The sequence below is a fragment of the Gaiella occulta genome (assembly GCF_003351045.1).
GTDB classification, from domain to species: Bacteria; Actinomycetota; Thermoleophilia; order Gaiellales; family Gaiellaceae; genus Gaiella; species Gaiella occulta.
This window is the reverse complement of record NZ_QQZY01000001.1, coordinates 292,982-310,533: the sequence shown is the minus strand read 5'-3', so window position 1 is coordinate 310,533 and position 17,552 is coordinate 292,982. Positions and strand designations below refer to the sequence as shown.

Here is a 17,552-nt window from a genome sequence, read left to right as displayed (position 1 = left end):
GCACGCCGACGACCTCCGTGCCGAGGGCGCAGACGAAGAGATCGTCCACCACGCCGCCCACGACTACCGGCAGGCGCCGCTCGAGCGGCGCGTGCGCGCCCTGTGCGACTTCGCCGAGAAGCTCACGCTCGCTCCCGCGTCGATCGAGCCGTCCGACGTCGAGGCCCTGCGCGGCCACGGCTGGGACGACGCCGCCATCCACGACGCGATCCAGGTGATCGCGTACTTCAACTACATCAACCGGGTCGCGGACGCCGTCGGGATCGAGGACGAGCCCGAATGGGCCGACCGGGCGGCGAGGGAATAGCCTCCGCGCGTGCGCTACCCCGGCCGGCCCGGCCGACTGCCCGCCCGCCGACGAGATCGCCGCCCCCGGGCCCGACAGCGCCGCACAACCTCGTGGCTCCGAGCCACGAAGTCGGGTGCGTCAGCCCTCGCGCGCCGCGCGGCGCAGCACGCGCCGGTCGCCGATGCGGCGGGTGAGCCCGTCCTGGTCGAAGCGCTCCAGCAGGAGCTGCGCGTCGCGGCGGCCGACGCCGGCGAGATCGCGGAAGCGGGCGAGCGTGATCTCGCCCGCGGCGCGGCACTCCTGCACGAGCAGGTCGCGCGCGACCTCGTAGCCTCCCGCGCCGACGGCGAACCCGTCGCCGAGACGCACGAGCCGCCCTTGCGCCTCGAGGAAGCGCGCGAGCTCCGCATCGTCGACCTTCGCCGCCGCGACTCCCGCCGCGGCGAGCTCCGCCTCGAGCGCCGCCGCCGCCTCGGCGCGCGCGCCGAGCGACGCGGTCGCGCCCGGAAGCGAGGCGACGCCGCCGCGGCGCTCGACCGGCAGCAGCGGCAGGATCGCCGGCGCCCACGGCTGCGCCGGCAGCAGCTCGGCGAGCGCGAGCCCCGGGTCGAGCGGCGACGCCTCCGCCCGCCTGCGCAGGCGCTCCTCGACGTGCGCGGCCGTCTCCGCGAGCCACGCCTCCGAGAAGGCCCAGTCGCCCGCGCGGCGCACCGCCCGTAGGCCCTGCTCGAGCTCCGCGGGAGAGAGCAGGCCCCGGGCCGCGAGCTCCGAGACGGAGACCGGTGCGTGCACGACCGCCGCGACGATGGAGGCGGGATCGCCGCGCTCGAGCAACGCCAGCCGCTCCGGGTCGAGGCGGCGCGGCGGCGCCGGGTCGAGCACGGTCGCGCCTCCGAGCGTCGTCTCCCCGCGCAGCACCACGCGGTCTCCGCGCACCGCCACGACCGCAGTCGCGAGACGGAGCTGCGCCGCGCGCCCCCCGGCCCGGACGACGCGCGCGGGAATCCGACTCGTGCCGTGATGCACCGACAGCCGCGCCCCGTCCTCGATCTCCCGCAGCTCCTCGAGCGTCACGTCGAGCCGGTAGGAGGACGGGAAGGCACCGGGGACGACGAGCGCGTCTCCGCGCCGCAGGTCGCGGCGCTCGACACCGGGCAGGCTGACGGCGACCCGCTGCCCGGCTTCCGCGCGCTCGACCGGCAGGTCGTGCACCTGCACGCTGCGCACGCGCACCTCCGCGCCGCCGGGCTCGACACGGAGGACGTCTCCCTCGCCGAGCGTTCCCGACCACAGCGTTCCCGTCGCCACGGTGCCGATGCCACGCAGGCTGAACACGCGGTCGACGAACAGCCGGGCAGGCCCCGAAGAGACGCGGCCGCGCACGCCGTCCGCGGCGCGGCCGAGCGCGGCGCGCAGCTCGTCGAGGCCTGCGCCCGTCTTGGCGCTGACCGCCACCGCCTCCGCCTCGGGCACGAGCTCGCGCGCCTCGTCGAGCGCGAGCTCGAGCGTCTCCTCGTCCACGGCGTCGGCTTTCGTGACGGCGACGACTCCCGCCGAGACGCCGAGCAGGCGCAGGATCGCGAGGTGCTCGAAGGTCTGCGGCCGCGCGCCTTCGGCGGCGTCGACGACGAGCAGGAAAAGGTCGATCCCGGTCGCGCCCGCCACCATCGTGCGCACGAAGCGCTCGTGCCCGGGAACGTCGACGAGCGAGAGGCGGCGGCCGTCGGGAAGCTCGAGCGGCGCATAGCCGAGGTCGATCGAGATGCCGCGGCGCCGCTCCTCGGGCAGCCGGTCCGTGTCCTTCCCGGTCAGCGCCCGCACCAGCCACGTCTTGCCATGGTCGATGTGTCCGGCTGTGCCGACGGTCAGCGCCACGCCCCACCCCTCGCGCCCGCATGAGCCTTGTGACAGTTTGTCACAAGGCTCATGCGTCTCGCGCACGGGCGGCGGCGACCGCCGCCGCGACCTCGTCGATCTCGTCCTCGCGCAGCGCGCGCACGTCGAGCAGCAGGCGCCCGTCGCGCACGATGCCGACGACCGGCGGCTCGCCTGTCCGCAACAGGGCGGAGAGCTCCTCCTCGAGCGCGCAGGCGAAGCTCGCCAGCTCCGCGAGCGGGAGCGCGCCGCCGCCGACCCGCGCCACGGTCTCCTCCACCTCGCCCCCCGTCAGCGCGGCGAGCCGGTCTGCGCGCGCGCGCACCGCGGCGGGGGCCTCGTCGAGCATGCGCAGGACCGGGATCTCGCGCCGGGCGCGCTCCGGGTCGAGCGCGAGCGCCAGCGTCCCCTCGAGCGCAGCGAGCGTCAGCTTGTCCGCGCGCAGCGCTCGCTGCAGCGGATGGCGGCGCAACCGCTCGACGAGCTCGGCCCGCCCCGCGACGATCCCGGCCTGCGGCCCGCCGAGGAGCTTGTCGCCGGAGAAGCACACGAGGTCGGCGCCCGCCGCAAGGCTCGATGCAGCCGTGGGCTCGTCGCCGAGGTCGGAGAGCGCGCCGGAGCCGAGGTCGTCGACGAGAGGCAGCCCGTGCCGGTGCGCCGCCTCGGCGAGGTCGGCGAGGCGCGGCTGCTCGGCGAAGCCGACGACGCGGAAGTTCGACTGGTGCACGCGCAGCAGCAGGGCGGTCTCCGGCCCGATCGCACGCTCGTAGTCGGCGATGCGCGTGCGGTTCGTCGTCCCCACCTCGACGAGCCGCGCGCCGGAGCGCGTGAGCACGTCGGGAATGCGGAAGCCGTCGCCGATCTCGATCAGCTCGCCGCGCGAGACGAGCACCTCGCGCCCTTCCGCGAGGGCCGCAAGCGCGAGCATCACTGCGGCGGCGTTGTTGTTGACGACGAGCGCGCCCTCGGCGCCGGTGACGCGCCGCACGAGACCCGCGAGGTGGTCCTGGCGCGAGCCGCGCGCCCCCGCGTCGAGGTCGTACTCGAGGTTCGAATAGCCGCCGCCGATCTCGGCGACGCGCTCGAGCGCGAGCGGCGCGAGCGGCGCGCGACCGAGGTTCGTGTGCACGAGCACGCCGGTCGCGTTCAGCACGCGGCGCAGCGAGGGGCGCCGGCAGGCAGCGAGCTCGGCAAGGGCCAGCTCCAGCGGGTCGCCGGGATCGATGCCGGCGCGGATCGCCTCGCGGGCGCGTTCGAGCGCGACCCGTGCGGCGGCGAGCGCGAGCGGGCGCGGTTCGGCGGCCAGCCGCGGGTCGGCGAGCATCCGGTCGACCGACGGAAGGCTGCGCAGCGACGGCGTCATCCGTCTGAGTGTAGGCCGGGAGCGCTCAGCTGCCGAGCGCGGGGAGCAGCTCGCCGAGCAGCGCCGTCAGCCGGCCCTCTGCCGCCGCACCCACCGCGAGCACGTGCTCCGCGTCGATGGGCTCGGGGAGGATCCCCGCCGCCATGTTCGTGACGCACGAGATGGCGAGGCAGCGGAGCCCCATGTGCCGCGCGGCGAGAACCTCCGGTGCGGTCGACATGCCGACGAGATCGCCGCCGAGCACGCGGATCATGCGGATCTCCGCCGGGGTCTCGAACGCGGGGCCGATCCAGGCGGCGTAGACCCCTTCCGCGAGCGCCTGCCCGAGGCGTGCGGCCGCGGCATGCGCCAGCCTGCGCAGCTCGGGATCGTAGGCGTTCGACATGTCGGGAAAGCGCGGCCCGAGGGAGTCGTCGTTCGGCCCCACGAGAGGCGAGACCCCCTGCAGGTTGATGTGGTCGGAGACGAGCACGAGGTCGCCCGGCTCGAGGTCGGAGCGGATGCCGCCGCACGCGTTCGTGAGCACGAGGGTGCGCACGCCGAGCCGCCCGAGCACACGCACGCCGAACACCACCTTCTCGGGCGCGTGCCCCTCGTACAGGTGCGCGCGGCCGCGCATGACCGCAAGCGGGACCCCCGCGAACGACCCCAGCACGAGCGTGCCCGCATGCCCCAGCGCCGTCGACGGCGGCCATCCGGGGATGTCGCCGTAGGGGATCTCGACGGCGTCCTCGATGCGCTCTGCGAACCCGCCCAGCCCCGACCCGAGCACGACGGCGACGATCGGCGCCGCGCTCGAACGCGCACGGATCGCCGCGACGGCCTCGTCGATCACGCCGAGCCCTCGTCGAGGCGGTCCTCGTAGCGCGAGACGACGCAGTCCGCGGCCTCGGCCGGGTCGTCGGTGACGTGGAGCAACTCGATGTCCACGGCGGAGACGAGGCCTTCCTCGAGCATGCGCGCGCGGATCCACTCGAGCATCGGCGCCCAGTATCCCCGGTCGAAGAGGACGACCGGGAAGGAGCCGATCTTCCCGGTCTGGATCAGCGTCAGCGCCTCGAACAGCTCGTCGAGCGTTCCGAATCCGCCGGGGAAGATGACGAAGCCCTCGGCGGCCTTCACGAACATCGTCTTGCGCGCGTAGAAGTGCTTGAACGTGAGCGAGAGGTCGCAGTAGGGGTTGAGCCCCTGCTCGTGCGGCAGCTCGATGTTGAACCCGACCGAGAGCCCGCCCGCCTCCCGGCAGCCGCGGTTCGCCGCCTCCATCACGCCCGGGCCGCCGCCGGTGACGACGGCGAAGCCGGCGCGGGCGAACACGGCGGCCGTCTCGCGCGCCCGCTCGTAGACGGCCGAGCCCTCCAGCACGCGGGCCGAGCCGAAGATCGAGACGGCGGGCCGGTCGATCTCCCGCACCTTCTGGAACCCGGCGAGGAACTCGGACGCGATCAGCGAGACGTCGTTCGCGAGGGCCTCGTGCCGCCGGCGCAGCAGCCGGCGGTCGAGCTCGCCGCCGTTGCTCACAGGCGACCCTGGGGGACGTGCGCCGCCAGCATCCCGAGCGCGAGCGCGGCGGCAAGCGCGATCGAGGCCGTCGCCACGATCCCCCCCAGCCGGCGCGCCTGCGCCGGGCTCGCATGGCCGCCGCCGTGGCGCAGCACGCGCCATGAGCGCAGCAGGTGCCCTCCGTCGAGGAAGCCGACCGGCACCAGGTTGACGAGGTTGAGGAAGAAGCCGACGTAGGCGAGCGCACGCGCCAGATCGGATCCCACGGCGAGGCCCCAGAGCAGGCACGCGAGCGCCCCGAGGCCGCCGGCCAGCGGCCCGGCCGCCGACACCAACGCGTTGCGCCACGGGTCGAACGGCTGGTTGCGCAGCGCGACGTAGGCGCCCAGGAAGGGAAGGAAAACGGGCAACTGGGGGTTGAGGCCCTGCCGACGGGCCTCGACGTAGTGGCCGAGCTCGTGCACGAGGATGAGGGCGACGAAACCCACCGCGAAGCGCCAGCCCCAGATGAGCGCATACCCGCCGACCGAGACGAAGATGCCGAGGAACTTGAGCGAAGCGGCGAGCTTGAGCAGCACGCCGCCGGCGACGGCGAGCGACGCGATCAGACGGCCGATCCCACGGGCGCGCCGGTACCGCCCGGCGGGCTCGGCCGGCAGCCGCGGCAGGTCGTTCACGAGACCTCGTTCCCGGCGCCGGACGTCACGAGCCCTGCCCCACCCATTCCTCCCCGCCGACGTAGACCTCCTTCTTCCACAGCGGCACCGTCTGCTTGAGCGTGTCGATCGCGTCCTTGCACGCCGCGAGCGCGTCGCCCCGATGCGCGGCCGAGACGGCGACGACGACGCTCGTCTCGCCGATCGCGACGACGCCGACGCGATGGTGGATCGCCACCTCCACGAGGTCGTAGCGCTGCTTCAGCTCGGTCGCGATGCGCCGCATCTCGGCCTCCGCCATGCCCGCGTACGCCTCGTACTCGAGCCGCACCACCTCGCGCCCGCGCGCGTGCGCTCTCGTCGTGCCGACGAAGGTCGCGATCGCCCCCGCCTCGTCGGAGGCGACCTCGCGCACGGCCGCGTCGAGGGAGAGCGGCTCGTCCGAGAGCCGGAAGGCGCCGCCCGAGACGGGAGGGATCAGCGCCACCTCGTCCCCGTCGGCGAGAGGGGCGTCACGATCGGCGTAGGCGTGGTTGACGGCGAGCAGCAGGCCCGGCGGCTCGTCGCCGAGGGCGAGCGCGGGCCACACGTCGGCGAGCGACGCCCCGTCGGGCAGCTCGACCTCGAGCGCGCGCATGCCGGCCCGCTCACGAAGCCCTGCGAAGAGACGAACGACGACCTTCATCGCGATGCAGCGTATCCGGGGGGTTGCCCTCCGCGGGGGGTGTCATGTTACATCTGCGATATGGCGACGCTGCTCCCCCGCGCGAACCTCAACGAGCAGGTGTACGAGACGCTGCGCCAGCGCGTGCTGCGACGCGACCCGGGGCCCGGCGCGAAGCTCAGCCTGCACGAGCTCGCAAGCGAGCTCGGCGTCTCGCGCAGCCCGGTGCACCATGCGCTCACCCGGCTCGTGTCGGAGGGCCTGCTCACGGTGAAGGCGCGCCGCGGCTACTACATCACGCCCGTCTCGGCCGCCACCGTCAGCGACGGCTACGAGGTGCGGCTGGCGCTCGAGCTGCACGCGGCCGAGCGGACGGTCGGCCGCAGCGACGCCGCGCAGCTCGCCCGCTTCCGCGCGCTGATGGAGAGATCGGAAGAGGCGATCTCGCAGGAGGAGTGGGACGCCGCCAACGCCGCCTTCCACGAGTTCCAGGTCGACATGGCCGGCAACGCCATGCTCTCCAGGTTCTACCGGGAGCTCTCCGTCAACCTGATGATGCAGGTGATCCGCGGCGGGCGGCTCGAGGGCGGCGAGTACCTCGCCCGCGAGCACCGCGCCATCGTCGACGCGTTCGACGCCTGCGACCTGGCCGCCGCCCACGCGGCGATCCGCACGCACATCCGGTCAGGCACACAGATCGCGCTGGAGGCGATCGAGCGCGCCGGCGGCGTGCTCTAGCAGCGGCGGCGAGCGGCTCCCGCGCGCCGCCGGCCCGGACAGCCGGGTGGGCGCAGCGGGCACGACGTAGGATTGACCCGTGGCGATCACTCCCGACCGCCGGCTGCTGGAATCGGGCATCGAGGTGCGCCCCGTGTACGGGCCCGCCGACGCGCCGGAGCGCGAGCTCGAGCCGCCCGGCACGTTTCCGTTCACCCGCGGTCCGTACCCGGGCATGTACCGCGAGCGGCCGTGGACGATCCGTCAGTACGCGGGCTTCGCCTCGGCGGAGGAGTCGAACGCCCGCTACCGCTACCTGCTCGAGCACGGGCAGACCGGGATCTCGGTCGCGTTCGACCTGCCGACGCAGCTCGGGTACGACTCCGACGACCCTGCTGCCGAGGGCGAGGTCGGCCGCACCGGCGTCGCGATCGACTCGCTCGCCGACATGAAGCTGCTGCTCGACGGCATCCCGCTCGGCGAGGTGTCGACGTCGATGACGATCAACGCGCCCGCCTCGCTGCTGCTGCTGCTCTACGAGCTCGTGGCGGAGGCGCAGGGCGTCCCGGGCACGGCCCTGCGCGGGACGGTGCAGAACGACATCCTCAAGGAGTACGTGGCGCGCGGGAACTACATCTTCCCGCCGCGCCCGTCGATGCGGCTCACCACCGACCTGTTCGCCTATTGCCAGCAGCGGATCCCGCAGTGGAACACGATCTCGATCTCGGGCTACCACATCCGCGAGGCGGGCTCGACTGCGGTGCAGGAGCTGGCGTTCACGCTCGCCAACGGGATCGCCTACTGCGAGGCTGCGATCGCCGCCGGCCTCTCGCCCGACGACTTCGGCGCGCGCCTCTCGTTCTTCTTCAACGCGCACAACAACTTCTTCCAGGAGGTGGCGAAGTTCCGCGCGGCGCGCCGGCTGTGGGCGTCGATCATGCGCGACCGCTTCGGCGCCGCGAACCCGAAGGCGCAGGCGTTGCGCTTCCACGCGCAGACAGGCGGGTCGACGCTGACGGCGCAGCAGCCGGAGAACAACGTCGTGCGCGTCGCCGTGCAGGCGCTTGCGGCAGTGTGCGGCGGCGCGCAGTCGCTGCACACGAACTCCTTCGACGAGGCGCTCGCGCTCCCGACCGAGCACGCCGCCACGATCGCGCTGCGCACCCAGCAGGTGCTGATGCACGAAGCGGGCACGACCGACACCGCCGACCCGCTCGGCGGCTCGCACTACATCGAGTCGCTGACCGCGGAGCTCGAACAGCGCGCGCGTGAGCTGATCGAGCGCGTCGACGAGCTCGGCGGCGCCGTCGCCGCGATCGAGTCCGGCTTCGTGCAGAGCGAGATCGAGGAGGCGGCCTACCGCACGCAGACGCGGATCGAGGCGGGCGAGATCGTGATCGTGGGCGTCAACCGCTTCGTGCAGGAGAGCGACGAGCGCGTGGAGCTGCACCGCGTCGAGGCGGCGGCGGAGCAGCGCCAGCGCGAGCGCACCGCACGCGTGCGCGCAGAGCGCAACGCGCAGGCCGCCGCCGCCGCCCTCGCCGACGTGCGCAGCTGCGCCGTGGGCGAGGGCAACCTGCTGCACCCGATGCGCGAGGCACTCCGCGCGCACTGCACGATCGGCGAGATCTGCGGCGTCCTGCGCGAGCTCTGGGGAACGTACGACAAGCGCTGAGCGCGGAGACGGCGCGTTTGCCCACGGGTAGGGCCGCCAGCGCGAGGAGTACGCTGCGCGCGTGCGGATCCTGCTCGTCTCGCAGATGTACCCCGGGCCCGACGCGCCCGACCTCGGGACGTTCGTCGCCGGCCTGGAGCGCGAGCTCGAGGGGCGCGGGCACGAGATCGCGCGGGCGGTGGTGTCACGACGCGGCGGGCGCGGCAGGCACGTCATGCTCGCCCGCGACGTCGCGCGGACGGCACGTTCGTTCCGGCCCGATGTCGTCTATGCCCACTTCCTCGTCCCGGCCGGCCTGCTGGCAGCGCTCGCCGGGAGGGCGCCGCTCGTCGTCACGGCGCACGGCCAGGACGTCGCGAACGCGCACACGAGCCGCGCCGTCCGGGAGGCGACGCGCCTCGCCGTGCACCGTGCCCGTGCCGTGATCGCCGTCTCGGCGTGGCTGCGCGACCGGCTCGTCGAGGCCGTCCCCTCGGCGGCGGCGAAGATCGAGGTCGTCGACTGCGGCGTCGATCTGGCGCGCTTCGCCCCCCGCTCCCAGGACGCGGCGCGGGCCGCCGTGGGCTGGGACCCCGCAGGCACGGCGTTTCTCTGCATCGGCTCGCTGTCGGAGCGCAAGAACGTGCTCCGCCTCGCGCGCGCCTTCGAGCACAGGGGCGAAGGCGAGCTCGCGTTCGTCGGCGACGGGCCGCTGCGGCCGGCGCTCGCGGGACGGTCGCGCATCCGCCTCGCGGGCCCGGTTCCCCACGACGAGGTTCCGGTGTGGATCGCCGCCAGCGACGTCGTCTGCCAGCCGAGCCTGGTCGAGCCGTTCGGCCTGGCGACGCTCGAGGCGATGGCCTGCGGCCGCGCCGTCGTCGCCACGAAGGTCGGCGGGCCGCCGGCGTTCGTCGCTCCCGGCGCGGGCGTGCTCGTCGACCCGGAAGACGGCGACGCGCTCGCGGCGGCGCTGACCGAGGCGGCCGCGCTGCCTCGACCGAACGCGGCGGCGCGCACGGCCGCCGAGGCGCACGACGTCAGGCGGCAGGCGGAGCGGGTGGAGGAGATCCTGCTGCGAGCCGCGCGAGATCGGCGAGCCTGAGCTCGACGAGGGGCCGCACGGCGTCCTCGATACCCGCCGCGCGCGCGACGGCGAGCGCCTGCTCGTAGCTCTCGCGTGCCTTCGCCGGGTCGACCCCCTGCTTGAGCCGGTTGTCGCCCGTCACGAGCAGTCGCTGGATCGTCGCACGCGCTTCGTCTCCCGCGGCCATGGCGCAAGCGTACTGCCCGCGGCACGGCAACAGGGCGGGGCCCCTCTCGGGGCCCCGTTGTCCATGCGCTGGAGAGGACTTGAACCTCCACGGCCTTGCGGCCACAAGGCCCTCAACCTTGCGCGTCTACCAATTCCGCCACCAGCGCGCGGCGCTCAGTGTACCCGCGGGCTACGCGAGCAGGCGATACAGGATCACGGTGTTGACGAAGAACAGCACCGCGACGATCGTCGTCAGGCGCGTGAGGTTGCGCTCGACGATGTGGGTGCCTCCCTGCGACTGCGGCGTGAAGCCGATGCCGCCGAACCCGGCGTCGCGGCCGGAGTGCATCAGCACGAGGGCCAGCAGCGCTGCCGAGACGAGCACCTGCAGGACTGCGAAGACCGACGTCATCGGGGCCGGATGGTATCAGCGGCACGATCGCCTGCTCCGCGCGCGCGCCACCCGTTTGACGCCGTCCGGCAGGAGCCGTACGCTGTGTGACGAACACACGTTCGACACCCGACCCCGGAGGCGGCATGCTCACGGCACGACAGCAGGAGATCTGGCAGTTCCTCGTCGCGTACACGGATGGGCACGGCTACCCGCCGACCGTGCGCGAGATCGGCGAGGCAGTCGGGCTCGCCTCTCCGTCGACGGTGCACGCCCACCTCGCCAACCTCGAGCGCGCGGGCCTGCTGAAGCGCGACCCGTCGAAGCCCCGGGCTCTCGACCTCGTCGGCCACCGCCGCGTCGAGGCCGCGCCTGCGCCCCCGCCCGCGGAGGAGCTTCCCCGCCTGCCGCTGCTCGGCCAGATCGCCGCCGGCTCGCCGCTGCTCGCCGAGGAGAACGTCGACGACCGCATCGCGGTGCCGGAGCCGCTTGGCCGCGGAGCCGACTTCCTGCTCACCGTCCGGGGCGACTCGATGATCGAGGCGGGCATCCTCGACGGCGACACCCTCGTCGTGCGCAGGCAGGAGGACGCGGTCAACGGCGACATCGTCGTGGCCCTCGTCGGCGACGACGAGAGCGCGAACGAGGCGACCGTGAAGACCTTCTACCGCGAGCCGGGCCGCATACGCCTGCAGCCGGAGAACAGCGCGCTGGAACCGATCTACGCCGACCACGTGCGGGTGCTCGGGAAGGTCGTGGGGGTGTTCAGGAGCCTGCGATGAACGTGACGCCTCTCGCCCGGACGCTCGACCACGAGCTCGTCGCGCTCGTGCGCGGGGTGAGCCTCGAGTGCCCGGTGTGCGGCGAGTTCGTCATGCACCTGCCTGCCGGCGGGATCTTCTGCCCGGAGTGCGGCAGCGGGCTCTGCGTCGAGGCGACCGCAGAGCCCGCTCCACGCACGATCACCGGGACGGCATCAGCGTCAGGTGATAGATGAAGTCGAACTGGGTGCCCGCGGCGCGAGAGCGCAGCTGCATCCAGCCCCGAGCCTTCGCGTAGACGCCCGTGCCGCCGGTCACGGCCAGGCGGCTGTTACGCGCGTCGTAGAAGGGGCCTTCGACGGTGATCTGGCCGCCGGCGAGGAAGGCCGTCCACCAGCACTCCCACGCCGCGCCGGCGACGGTGCGCACGCAGAAGCCCTGGTCGTGCCCGCTGTGGCGGGTGTTCGTGCGGTCGAACAGCTCGTTGGCGAACGTGAGCACGTCGCCCGCCGAGTCGCCCTTCGCGCCCGTGTCCGTGACGGCGTCGGTCGTGGCGTGCTCGACCACGTGGATCGTGATCTCGCCCCGCGGGGGCGGTGCCTCCTTGCCCGTTGCGGTGGCGACGAGCACAAGCGCGCCGGCGGCGGCGATGGCGACGAGAGCCAGAGCCTTCATGCGAACCCCCTTCGGTCGGTGGCGGCATTGTCCGCGTCGCGCGCACGGCTGTCCATCTCCGCGGCCGCGGGCGACGTACACTTCGACGTGCAGGCCGGGTGACCGCGGGCGTGCCGCTGCGGCGGCGCGCTCGAGGAAAGTCCGGACACCGAAGGGCAGGACGCTGGGGAAACCCCAGACGGCGAAAGCCGATGGAAAGTGGCACAGAAAGGAGACCGCCGGCGCTGTCAGCGCCGGTAAGGGTGAAACGGTGGGGTAAGAGCCCACCAGCGCCGTGGTGACACGGCGGCTCGCCAAACCCCGTCCGGTGCAAGGCGAAGCAGGTTCCGTTGACGCGGCCCGCCGAGGAACCGGGTACGCCGCTCGAGCCGCAGGGCAACCTCCGGCCCAGATAGATGGTCACCCACGACAGAATCCGGCTTACAGGCCTGCTACGGAAAAAGCCCTGGTAACTCGGGGCTTTTTCTATTGTGACCTTTCGCTACGGACTCGTCGCGGTTTTCGGTCTGGCAGCCTCTCGGCGGTCTCTCTGGAACCGCTCGGCGCGGGCGCCCGACGGTCGCGCTTCGACCTGTCGGCGTCGCTCCGCCCCGCACTGGTGAGGAAAGCAACCGCGTCGGTCACGCTCAGGAGCTGGGTATGGCTTGTGATTTAACGTGTGATTGACAGCTGGATAGAGCGTGTGGCAAGATCCTGGATGAGGAGATGTGCTGATGACAGTCAGCTCGGTCGCCCGGCCCGACTACGCGGCCCATATCCGCGCAGTTCGCTCCAGCTTCCCGGAAGTCGTGATCGCGCTGCGCGAGATCCTCGGCCTGAAGCTCTGCGCGTACCTGGGCTCCGTGAGGGAGACGCGCGCCGTGAACGAGTGGGCAGACGGTGTCCGCGAGCCGAGCGAGGCAGTGCAGCGGCGGCTCAGGCTTGCGCTCCAAGTCGCCGGGGCGATCGCAGAGGTCGACAGTGCGGAGATCGCGCGCGCGTGGTTCCAGGGGCTGAACCCTCAACTCGGTGACCGCTCGCCCGCCCGCCTGCTCCGTGAAGGCGACCTCGACGAGGTAGGCCCGGAGGTCATCGGCGCCGAGCGGGCGTTCCTCGTCGGCGGATGACGATCGGGCTCGCGTCCGTCCTGACCTCGAGGTGCTCGCGGAACTCGATCGGATCGAAGGCGATGACGAGCCGCCGCCAGCCGTGCCGCGCTCCTGGCTCGACAACCGCCTGCTCGGCGAAGCGAGAGTCGCGGGACGGTTCGTCGATGTCGGAGATTCGACTTCACTCGCCACACTCCGGACGGCGCTCGCGGCAAGCGCGATCCGTCACGGGCTCGACGAGATCGACGCGGCGACGATCCGTTTGCGAGCGCCGCGTGCGTTCACGAAGCAGTCTCAGTAGAGAGCGAGGATGAGGACGAGGCTGATGCCGGCGATCAGGAGCCAGGAGGCGAATCCGAGCACGATGGGGCGGAGTCCGAGTCGGCGCAGGCGGCGTACGTCGACACCGAGGCCGAGCCCTGCGAGAGCGGCGGTGAGGAGGAGCGTGTCGAGCGTGGTGGTGCCGCGGACAACCACGTCGGGAACCCAGCCTGTGCTGCGCAAAGCGACCAGGCCGAGGAAGGCAAGCACGAAAGTCGGGACGGGCAAGGCGCGGCCGGCGCCGGTCGAGGCGGCTTGGCGGTTGCGCAGGCTGCCGACGACAGCGACCGAGGGCGCGAGGAGGGTGACGCGTGCGAGCTTGACGACGGTGCCGACCTTGAGCGCGACCGCGGAGACACCGGCGGTCGCCCCGACGACCTGGGCCACCTCGTGCACGGAGGCGCCGGCCCAGACCCCGTAGACCGAGGGGGAGAGACCGAGCAGGTTCTCACCGACCAACGGCAGGCCGAGCATGGCCGCGCTGCCGAAGAGCGTCACGGTGGCGACGGCGAAGGCGGTCTCTTCTTCCTTGGCGTCGGAAACGGATTCCATCGCGGCGATCGCAGAGGCTCCGCAGATCGAGCTTCCGGTGCCGATCAGAAGCGCGAGCGCGGGCGGGAGTCCGAGGCGCTTTCCGAGCGCGACCGTGAGGAGGAGCGTGGCAGCGAGACTCACCGGGACGATCAGGAGGCCGCGCCAGCCGATGCTCAGGAACAGGGAGACGCTCATGCGGATGCCGAGCAGCGCGACGCCGAGCCGGAGCAGCGGCTTGGCGGCGAAGGCGATTCCCGGATGCAGTCGTGGGCGCGGTCCGATCAGGTTGACGGTGACGGCGCCGAGCAGCAGCGCCCAGATCAGGCTGCTGGTCGTCGGGACGAGCAGCATCAGCGTGTACGCGGCGGCGCTCAGCCCGGCGACAAGCATGATTCCCGGGAAGACCTTGGGTACGCTCATGCAACCAAGCTACCCATGTAAATGGTGTTCGAACACGTCGGATCGCGCATCTTCATCTAACCGTAGGGAATGGCTCGCGAGTGAGGGGATTCTCGTTCGCGACCTGGCGCTGCTCGTGGCGGCGATCGAGCTGGGTTCCCTCACGAAGGCCGCGGGGGCGGCGCACTTGACCCAGCCGGCGGTATCGAAGCGAGTGGCGCTGCTCGAGCGACGCTATGGGCTGGCGTTGCTCGAGCGCTGGAAGGGTGGTGTGCGCCCGACCGAGGCGGGACGCATCCTCTACGCCGAGGCGCGCCAGATCCTCGGTGGGCTCGAGCGCGCCGACGCGGCGATGGCCGATCTCGCGCGACACGAGCGGCGGATGCTTCGGGTCGCGGCCAGCTACACGATCGGGGAGACGCTGCTGCCGATCTGGCTTGCAGCGCTGCGTCTCGACCGGCCGGAGCTGCTCGTGGACGCCCGGGTGGGGAACTCGGCAGAGGTCGTCGCCCGCGTGCTCGCGAGCGACGTCGACCTCGGCTTCGTCGAGACGCCCGAGCCGCCGGCGGGCGTCGACTACCTCGAAGTCGGCAGCGACGAGCTCGTCGCGGTGGTGGCCCCGGCGAGCGATCTCGCGCACCTCGACGTCGTGGACGCCTCCTCGCTCGCAGCAGCCACCTTCGTCACGCGGGAGCAGGGCTCGGGTACCCGCGAGGCCGGAGCGCGCTGGCTCGCCCGGCTCGGAGCCGAACCGGCGCAGGAGCTCGCGCTTTCGAGCACAGGCGCCGTCAAAGGCGCAGTCGAGGCGGGAGCCGGGTTCGCGCTGCTTTCCCGCCGGGCGGTCGAACGCGAGCTTGCGGCCGGCTCGCTGGCCGAGCTCCGAATGGCCGTCGCCTGCCCACCGCGGCCGCTCGGTGCGATCACGAAGCCCGGCGCGCGCGCGCCCGAGCCGGCGCTCAGACTCCTCGCGCTGCTTCGTCGCCCGGGGGCCGACGACCGGATCGGCACCGCCCTGCTCCCGCCGATCGGGTGACGGGCTTCATCAGCTCGGGATCGGGGGCGTCTCGCCGCCCACGCCGGTCAGGTAGCGAACGCCGTTTCTCAGCCCGCCTGCCCTCGCAACGATGCCGGCGTCGCGCGCGCCGATCCGTGATTGGCTACAGAGGAGACCTCGGTCGGAGTGATCGTGGCGCGCAGAAACCGCGCCGGAATTCGATCGAGATCGCAGCCATCGAGACGGAGCTCATAAACGCGCCGTCCCTCGGTGGCGTCGACTCGCCGGGCGAGCAGTGCGGCGAGCCCTCGGGTCTTGACGTCGGGATAGGTGTCTTTCACTAGATCGAATCCGGTACCGGGCGATAGCCGCCCCGGATGCTTCAGTCGCGGATCTCGAACGGGACGGTGACGATGTTCGAGGCAACGCCGAACGCCTTCAGGTCGGCGGCGTTGATGCGTCCGTCGCGGTTCGCGTCGGGGATTGAGGCCGGCGCATCGTTGTAGATTCCGTCGCCGTTCTTGTCCGCGGCGACGGCGACGCGGAGCACGGAACGGACGTTGCGGCCGAAGAGGGAGTCACCCGCGATCCAGGTGTCCCAGATCTCGTTCGATTTCTGGTCCGTGAAACCCGTCAGATTGAACAGCCCCGCGAGGTTCTGGCCGTTCCTGGCCCCGACCGTCGTCGTCGAGAGCAGCACGATCAGGCCGGGCAGCTTCTCGTCCGCGCCGAGGCCGAACGCGCCTGGGAAGGGCGGAAGGTTCTGGTGGGCCTTCGGGCCGGTAAGCTGAAAGTCGGCGCCGCTCGAGGCCGCGCTCGGGTACGTGATCGCGAGGTCGACGAAGAACCCCTTGCTCGCCTTGCCGGCGGCGTCACCGGCACTTGGCGCGAACACGGTCACCTTGACCGGCTCGGCGGCGCGCCTGCCGGTCTTGCCGGGCGCGGCGGCCGCGGCGGCTGCGAGGAACACAACGGCAGAGAGAACAGCGACGGGGACGAGCAGGCGGCGAATCATGGTGGGCGACTCCTTCAGTCGGTGGATGGTCACCGGGAGATACGGAGCCGAGCTCGGTTTCGTTCAGATCGCTCGTTCAGGCAGCGGCGCCGAGCACTCGCACGCTCGGGCCGAAGCCCTCGCGGGTGATGCCGACCCGGGCAACCAACGGCCGTGGAATCCCCGCGGCGAGCCGGACGCGCGCGCGTCCGCCGGGTGAGCTCGGCCGGAAGGTCCCCGCCGCGACGCGTGTCCCGTCCGTGCGCACGAGCCAGACCTCGTAATAGGCACCCTGCGGAAGCGGGGGCATCCGCTCGGTTCGAAGATCGACCTGGGTGCCCCAGGGCCGGGCGCTGAGCCGTACGCTCGCCAACGCGGCGAAGCCGTTCCCCGCCTGCAACGCCATCGCGCGGCCGGTCGGAGCGAAATGATCGGCCGGCCTCGTGCCGAGCGTGAACACGACCCCGATGGCGACCATGAGCCCAGCGCTCGCCGTCAGGGCGCCGAGTCGGAGCCGGCGAACGCGCCGAGCCTCGCCGATCCTCGCAGCAGAAAGCGCCGCGAGCGCCTTCTCGACCGGAGCCGGATCCGCCTCGGGATCAGCCGCGAAAGCCAACGCGGCCGGCATCCGCAGCAGGTCCGATGCGAAGGAGAGCTGCTCCAACTCGGCCCGGCAGCGATCGCAGCCCTCGAGATGCGCCTCAACCCTCTGCGCGTCCTCCGGCTCGAGCGCGCCCAGCGCATAGGCGCCGAGTTCGACCCGGATCTCGTCGCAACCCGTCATTCCTCTGCTCCGAAACCTAGTTCTTCCAGCCCGAGCCGTAGCGCCTTCAACGCATAGAAAACCCTGCTCTTCACCGTTCCCGGGGGCACGCCCAGCACTGCTGCCGCCTCGCTCACTGTCCGCTCCCGGATCGCGACCTCGACGAGCGCACGTCGATGATCGGGTGTGAGCCGTCCAAGCGCCTCGGCGAGCACGATCCGCTGCTCGATCTGCTCGAACTCGCTGTCGCGCGAGCCCGTCTCATCGACCCTCTCTGCCGCGAGCTGCGGTCGCGCCGAGCGAGCCCGTGCCGTATCGATGGCAAGGTTCCGCGCGATCGCGAACAGCCATCCTCTCGCGGGGCCGCGCTCCGGCCGGTACGTCTCCGCCCGCAGCCAGGCACGCAGGAACACGTCCTGCACGAGATCCTCCGCCGCCCCGCGCTCACCCAGTGTTCGCAGGGCGAAAGCGAACAGCTCGCCTGCGTGCGCGTCGTAGAGGGTCCGCAGATCGGAGTCGGGAGTTGCAACGGCCACTACCCGAGAGTACGGGTGCGAGCGCTTCACGGTTCAGCGCTGCACCGCCCCACGTCTGAGCGGCCCGTCGACCATGCCCATCCCCAGCATCGGCTCACTTTCACTCGACAGCGCCGAAGCGCC

Annotated in this window: 22 protein-coding genes, 1 tRNA gene, 1 other RNA gene and 1 pseudogene; 10 read left to right on the top strand and 15 right to left on the bottom strand. The window is 72.3% G+C overall.

Annotation, left to right across the window (positions count from 1 at the left end):
* Window positions 1-10: 10 nt before the first annotated feature.
* Window positions 11-307, top strand: a pseudogene (locus Gocc_RS01530) (carboxymuconolactone decarboxylase family protein); the annotation flags it as partial.
* Window positions 308-427: 120 nt separating this feature from the next.
* Here Gocc_RS01530 and selB read toward each other — a convergent pair.
* Genes selB through Gocc_RS01510 form a run of 6 tightly spaced genes read right to left on the bottom strand, consistent with a single transcriptional unit; the run spans window position 428 to window position 6,371 of the window.
* Window positions 428-2,164, bottom strand: coding sequence for a selenocysteine-specific translation elongation factor (gene selB / locus Gocc_RS01525; protein ID WP_181813280.1), 1,737 nt, complete (start codon window positions 2,162-2,164; stop codon window positions 428-430).
* Window positions 2,165-2,213: 49 nt separating this feature from the next.
* Window positions 2,214-3,527 carry an L-seryl-tRNA(Sec) selenium transferase gene (gene selA / locus Gocc_RS01520; RefSeq protein ID WP_114794763.1) on the bottom strand — a complete coding sequence of 438 codons (1,314 nt, stop codon included), beginning with the start codon at window positions 3,525-3,527 and terminating at the stop codon, window positions 2,214-2,216.
* A 25-nt stretch (window positions 3,528-3,552) separates the two neighbouring features.
* Complete coding sequence (locus Gocc_RS16485; protein WP_220150385.1) at window positions 3,553-4,362, bottom strand: purine-nucleoside phosphorylase; 810 nt, start codon at window positions 4,360-4,362, stop codon at window positions 3,553-3,555.
* Entirely contained in the window at window positions 4,359-5,048 is a 690-nt protein-coding gene (locus Gocc_RS16480; RefSeq protein ID WP_220150384.1) for an LOG family protein, read from the bottom strand. Before Gocc_RS16480 ends, Gocc_RS16485 begins: the two co-directional genes overlap by 4 nt.
* Window positions 5,045-5,707, bottom strand: coding sequence for a site-2 protease family protein (locus tag Gocc_RS15625; RefSeq protein ID WP_147281148.1), 663 nt, complete (start codon window positions 5,705-5,707; stop codon window positions 5,045-5,047). Before Gocc_RS15625 ends, Gocc_RS16480 begins: the two co-directional genes overlap by 4 nt.
* 25 nt (window positions 5,708-5,732) lie before the next feature.
* Window positions 5,733-6,371 (bottom strand): molybdenum cofactor biosynthesis protein, encoded by a 639-nt coding sequence (locus Gocc_RS01510; RefSeq protein ID WP_114794762.1) that lies wholly within the window; start codon window positions 6,369-6,371, stop codon window positions 5,733-5,735.
* Between the two features lie 60 nt (window positions 6,372-6,431).
* Between Gocc_RS01510 and Gocc_RS01505 the strand changes: the two genes are divergently transcribed.
* The 3 genes from Gocc_RS01505 (at window position 6,432) to Gocc_RS01495 (ending at window position 9,823) form a co-directional block, all read left to right on the top strand.
* Window positions 6,432-7,088 carry a GntR family transcriptional regulator gene (locus Gocc_RS01505; protein WP_114794761.1) on the top strand — a complete coding sequence of 219 codons (657 nt, stop codon included), beginning with the start codon at window positions 6,432-6,434 and terminating at the stop codon, window positions 7,086-7,088.
* Window positions 7,089-7,167: 79 nt separating this feature from the next.
* On the top strand, window positions 7,168-8,742 hold the full coding sequence (locus tag Gocc_RS01500) for an acyl-CoA mutase large subunit family protein (RefSeq protein WP_114794760.1): 1,575 nt from the start codon (window positions 7,168-7,170) through the stop codon (window positions 8,740-8,742).
* 61 nt (window positions 8,743-8,803) lie between these two features.
* Entirely contained in the window at window positions 8,804-9,823 is a 1,020-nt protein-coding gene (locus tag Gocc_RS01495; protein ID WP_114794759.1) for a glycosyltransferase, read from the top strand.
* On the opposite strand, the gene Gocc_RS01490 is transcribed toward Gocc_RS01495, so the two are convergent.
* From Gocc_RS01490 to secG, 3 genes are all read right to left on the bottom strand, one after another.
* A complete protein-coding gene (locus tag Gocc_RS01490) occupies window positions 9,759-9,992 on the bottom strand; it encodes a hypothetical protein (protein WP_114794758.1) in 234 nt (77 codons plus the stop codon). The two genes, Gocc_RS01495 and Gocc_RS01490, sit on opposite strands and share 65 nt — an antisense overlap.
* A 64-nt stretch (window positions 9,993-10,056) precedes the next feature.
* Window positions 10,057-10,140, bottom strand: a tRNA-Leu gene (locus Gocc_RS01485).
* Window positions 10,141-10,163: 23 nt separating this feature from the next.
* On the bottom strand, window positions 10,164-10,385 hold the full coding sequence (gene secG, locus Gocc_RS01480; RefSeq protein WP_114794757.1) for a preprotein translocase subunit SecG: 222 nt from the start codon (window positions 10,383-10,385) through the stop codon (window positions 10,164-10,166).
* A 125-nt stretch (window positions 10,386-10,510) separates the two neighbouring features.
* On the opposite strand from secG, the gene lexA reads away from it, so the two are divergent.
* Both lexA and Gocc_RS15620 read left to right on the top strand, forming a co-directional pair.
* Window positions 10,511-11,146, top strand: a complete 636-nt coding sequence (gene lexA, locus Gocc_RS01475) for a transcriptional repressor LexA (protein WP_114795129.1) — start codon at window positions 10,511-10,513, stop codon at window positions 11,144-11,146.
* Window positions 11,143-11,361, top strand: a complete 219-nt coding sequence (locus Gocc_RS15620; protein WP_147281147.1) for a hypothetical protein — start codon at window positions 11,143-11,145, stop codon at window positions 11,359-11,361. Before lexA ends, Gocc_RS15620 begins: the two co-directional genes overlap by 4 nt.
* On the opposite strand, the gene Gocc_RS01465 is transcribed toward Gocc_RS15620, so the two are convergent.
* Window positions 11,327-11,800: an allene oxide cyclase family protein gene (locus Gocc_RS01465; protein ID WP_114794755.1), complete on the bottom strand. Its 474-nt coding sequence runs from the start codon at window positions 11,798-11,800 to the stop codon at window positions 11,327-11,329. The two genes, Gocc_RS15620 and Gocc_RS01465, sit on opposite strands and share 35 nt — an antisense overlap.
* Window positions 11,801-11,886: 86 nt before the next feature.
* On the opposite strand from Gocc_RS01465, the gene rnpB reads away from it, so the two are divergent.
* The 3 genes from rnpB to Gocc_RS01450 all read left to right on the top strand — a co-directional run bounded on the left by rnpB (window position 11,887) and on the right by Gocc_RS01450 (window position 13,189).
* An RNA gene (gene rnpB / locus Gocc_RS01460) (RNase P RNA component class A) lies at window positions 11,887-12,240 on the top strand.
* Window positions 12,241-12,513: 273 nt separating this feature from the next.
* Entirely contained in the window at window positions 12,514-12,906 is a 393-nt protein-coding gene (locus tag Gocc_RS01455) for a hypothetical protein (RefSeq protein ID WP_114794754.1), read from the top strand.
* Between the two features lie 31 nt (window positions 12,907-12,937).
* Window positions 12,938-13,189 carry a hypothetical protein gene (locus Gocc_RS01450; protein WP_114794753.1) on the top strand — a complete coding sequence of 84 codons (252 nt, stop codon included), beginning with the start codon at window positions 12,938-12,940 and terminating at the stop codon, window positions 13,187-13,189.
* Here Gocc_RS01450 and Gocc_RS01445 read toward each other — a convergent pair.
* Complete coding sequence (locus Gocc_RS01445) at window positions 13,183-14,163, bottom strand: YeiH family protein (RefSeq protein ID WP_114794752.1); 981 nt, start codon at window positions 14,161-14,163, stop codon at window positions 13,183-13,185. The genes Gocc_RS01450 and Gocc_RS01445 overlap by 7 nt on opposite strands.
* Here Gocc_RS01445 and Gocc_RS01435 point away from each other — a divergent pair.
* Window positions 14,132-15,175, top strand: a complete 1,044-nt coding sequence (locus Gocc_RS01435) for a LysR substrate-binding domain-containing protein (RefSeq protein WP_147281146.1) — start codon at window positions 14,132-14,134, stop codon at window positions 15,173-15,175. The genes Gocc_RS01445 and Gocc_RS01435 overlap by 32 nt on opposite strands.
* A gap of 68 nt (window positions 15,176-15,243) precedes the next feature.
* Here the strand turns inward: Gocc_RS01435 and Gocc_RS15615 are convergent, their stop codons facing one another.
* The 4 genes from Gocc_RS15615 to Gocc_RS01420 form a co-directional block, all read right to left on the bottom strand.
* Window positions 15,244-15,477, bottom strand: a complete 234-nt coding sequence (locus Gocc_RS15615; protein WP_147281145.1) for a hypothetical protein — start codon at window positions 15,475-15,477, stop codon at window positions 15,244-15,246.
* A gap of 41 nt (window positions 15,478-15,518) precedes the next feature.
* The gene (locus Gocc_RS01430; protein WP_114794751.1) at window positions 15,519-16,151 is read right to left on the bottom strand and encodes a hypothetical protein; all 633 of its coding nucleotides are present in this window, start codon (window positions 16,149-16,151) and stop codon (window positions 15,519-15,521) included.
* A gap of 76 nt (window positions 16,152-16,227) precedes the next feature.
* On the bottom strand, window positions 16,228-16,914 hold the full coding sequence (locus Gocc_RS01425) for an anti-sigma factor (RefSeq protein ID WP_114794750.1): 687 nt from the start codon (window positions 16,912-16,914) through the stop codon (window positions 16,228-16,230).
* On the bottom strand, window positions 16,911-17,429 hold the full coding sequence (locus Gocc_RS01420) for a sigma-70 family RNA polymerase sigma factor (protein WP_114794749.1): 519 nt from the start codon (window positions 17,427-17,429) through the stop codon (window positions 16,911-16,913). Before Gocc_RS01420 ends, Gocc_RS01425 begins: the two co-directional genes overlap by 4 nt.
* Between the last annotated feature and the right edge of the window lie 123 nt (window positions 17,430-17,552).

Coding starts and splice junctions, on each gene's coding strand:
- selA (WP_114794763.1), bottom strand. CDS start 3,527: ATGACGCCGTCGCTGCGCAGCCTTCCGTCGGTCGACCGGATGCTCGCC.
- Gocc_RS01510 (WP_114794762.1), bottom strand. CDS start 6,371: ATGAAGGTCGTCGTTCGTCTCTTCGCAGGGCTTCGTGAGCGGGCCGGC.
- Gocc_RS01505 (WP_114794761.1), top strand. CDS start 6,432: ATGGCGACGCTGCTCCCCCGCGCGAACCTCAACGAGCAGGTGTACGAG.
- Gocc_RS01490 (WP_114794758.1), bottom strand. CDS start 9,992: ATGGCCGCGGGAGACGAAGCGCGTGCGACGATCCAGCGACTGCTCGTG.
- secG (WP_114794757.1), bottom strand. CDS start 10,385: ATGACGTCGGTCTTCGCAGTCCTGCAGGTGCTCGTCTCGGCAGCGCTG.
- lexA (WP_114795129.1), top strand. CDS start 10,511: ATGCTCACGGCACGACAGCAGGAGATCTGGCAGTTCCTCGTCGCGTAC.
- Gocc_RS15620 (WP_147281147.1), top strand. CDS start 11,143: ATGAACGTGACGCCTCTCGCCCGGACGCTCGACCACGAGCTCGTCGCG.
- Gocc_RS01465 (WP_114794755.1), bottom strand. CDS start 11,800: ATGAAGGCTCTGGCTCTCGTCGCCATCGCCGCCGCCGGCGCGCTTGTG.
- Gocc_RS01455 (WP_114794754.1), top strand. CDS start 12,514: ATGACAGTCAGCTCGGTCGCCCGGCCCGACTACGCGGCCCATATCCGC.
- Gocc_RS01435 (WP_147281146.1), top strand. CDS start 14,132: ATGATTCCCGGGAAGACCTTGGGTACGCTCATGCAACCAAGCTACCCA.
- Gocc_RS01445 (WP_114794752.1), bottom strand. CDS start 14,163: ATGAGCGTACCCAAGGTCTTCCCGGGAATCATGCTTGTCGCCGGGCTG.
- Gocc_RS01430 (WP_114794751.1), bottom strand. CDS start 16,151: ATGATTCGCCGCCTGCTCGTCCCCGTCGCTGTTCTCTCTGCCGTTGTG.
- Gocc_RS01425 (WP_114794750.1), bottom strand. CDS start 16,914: ATGACGGGTTGCGACGAGATCCGGGTCGAACTCGGCGCCTATGCGCTG.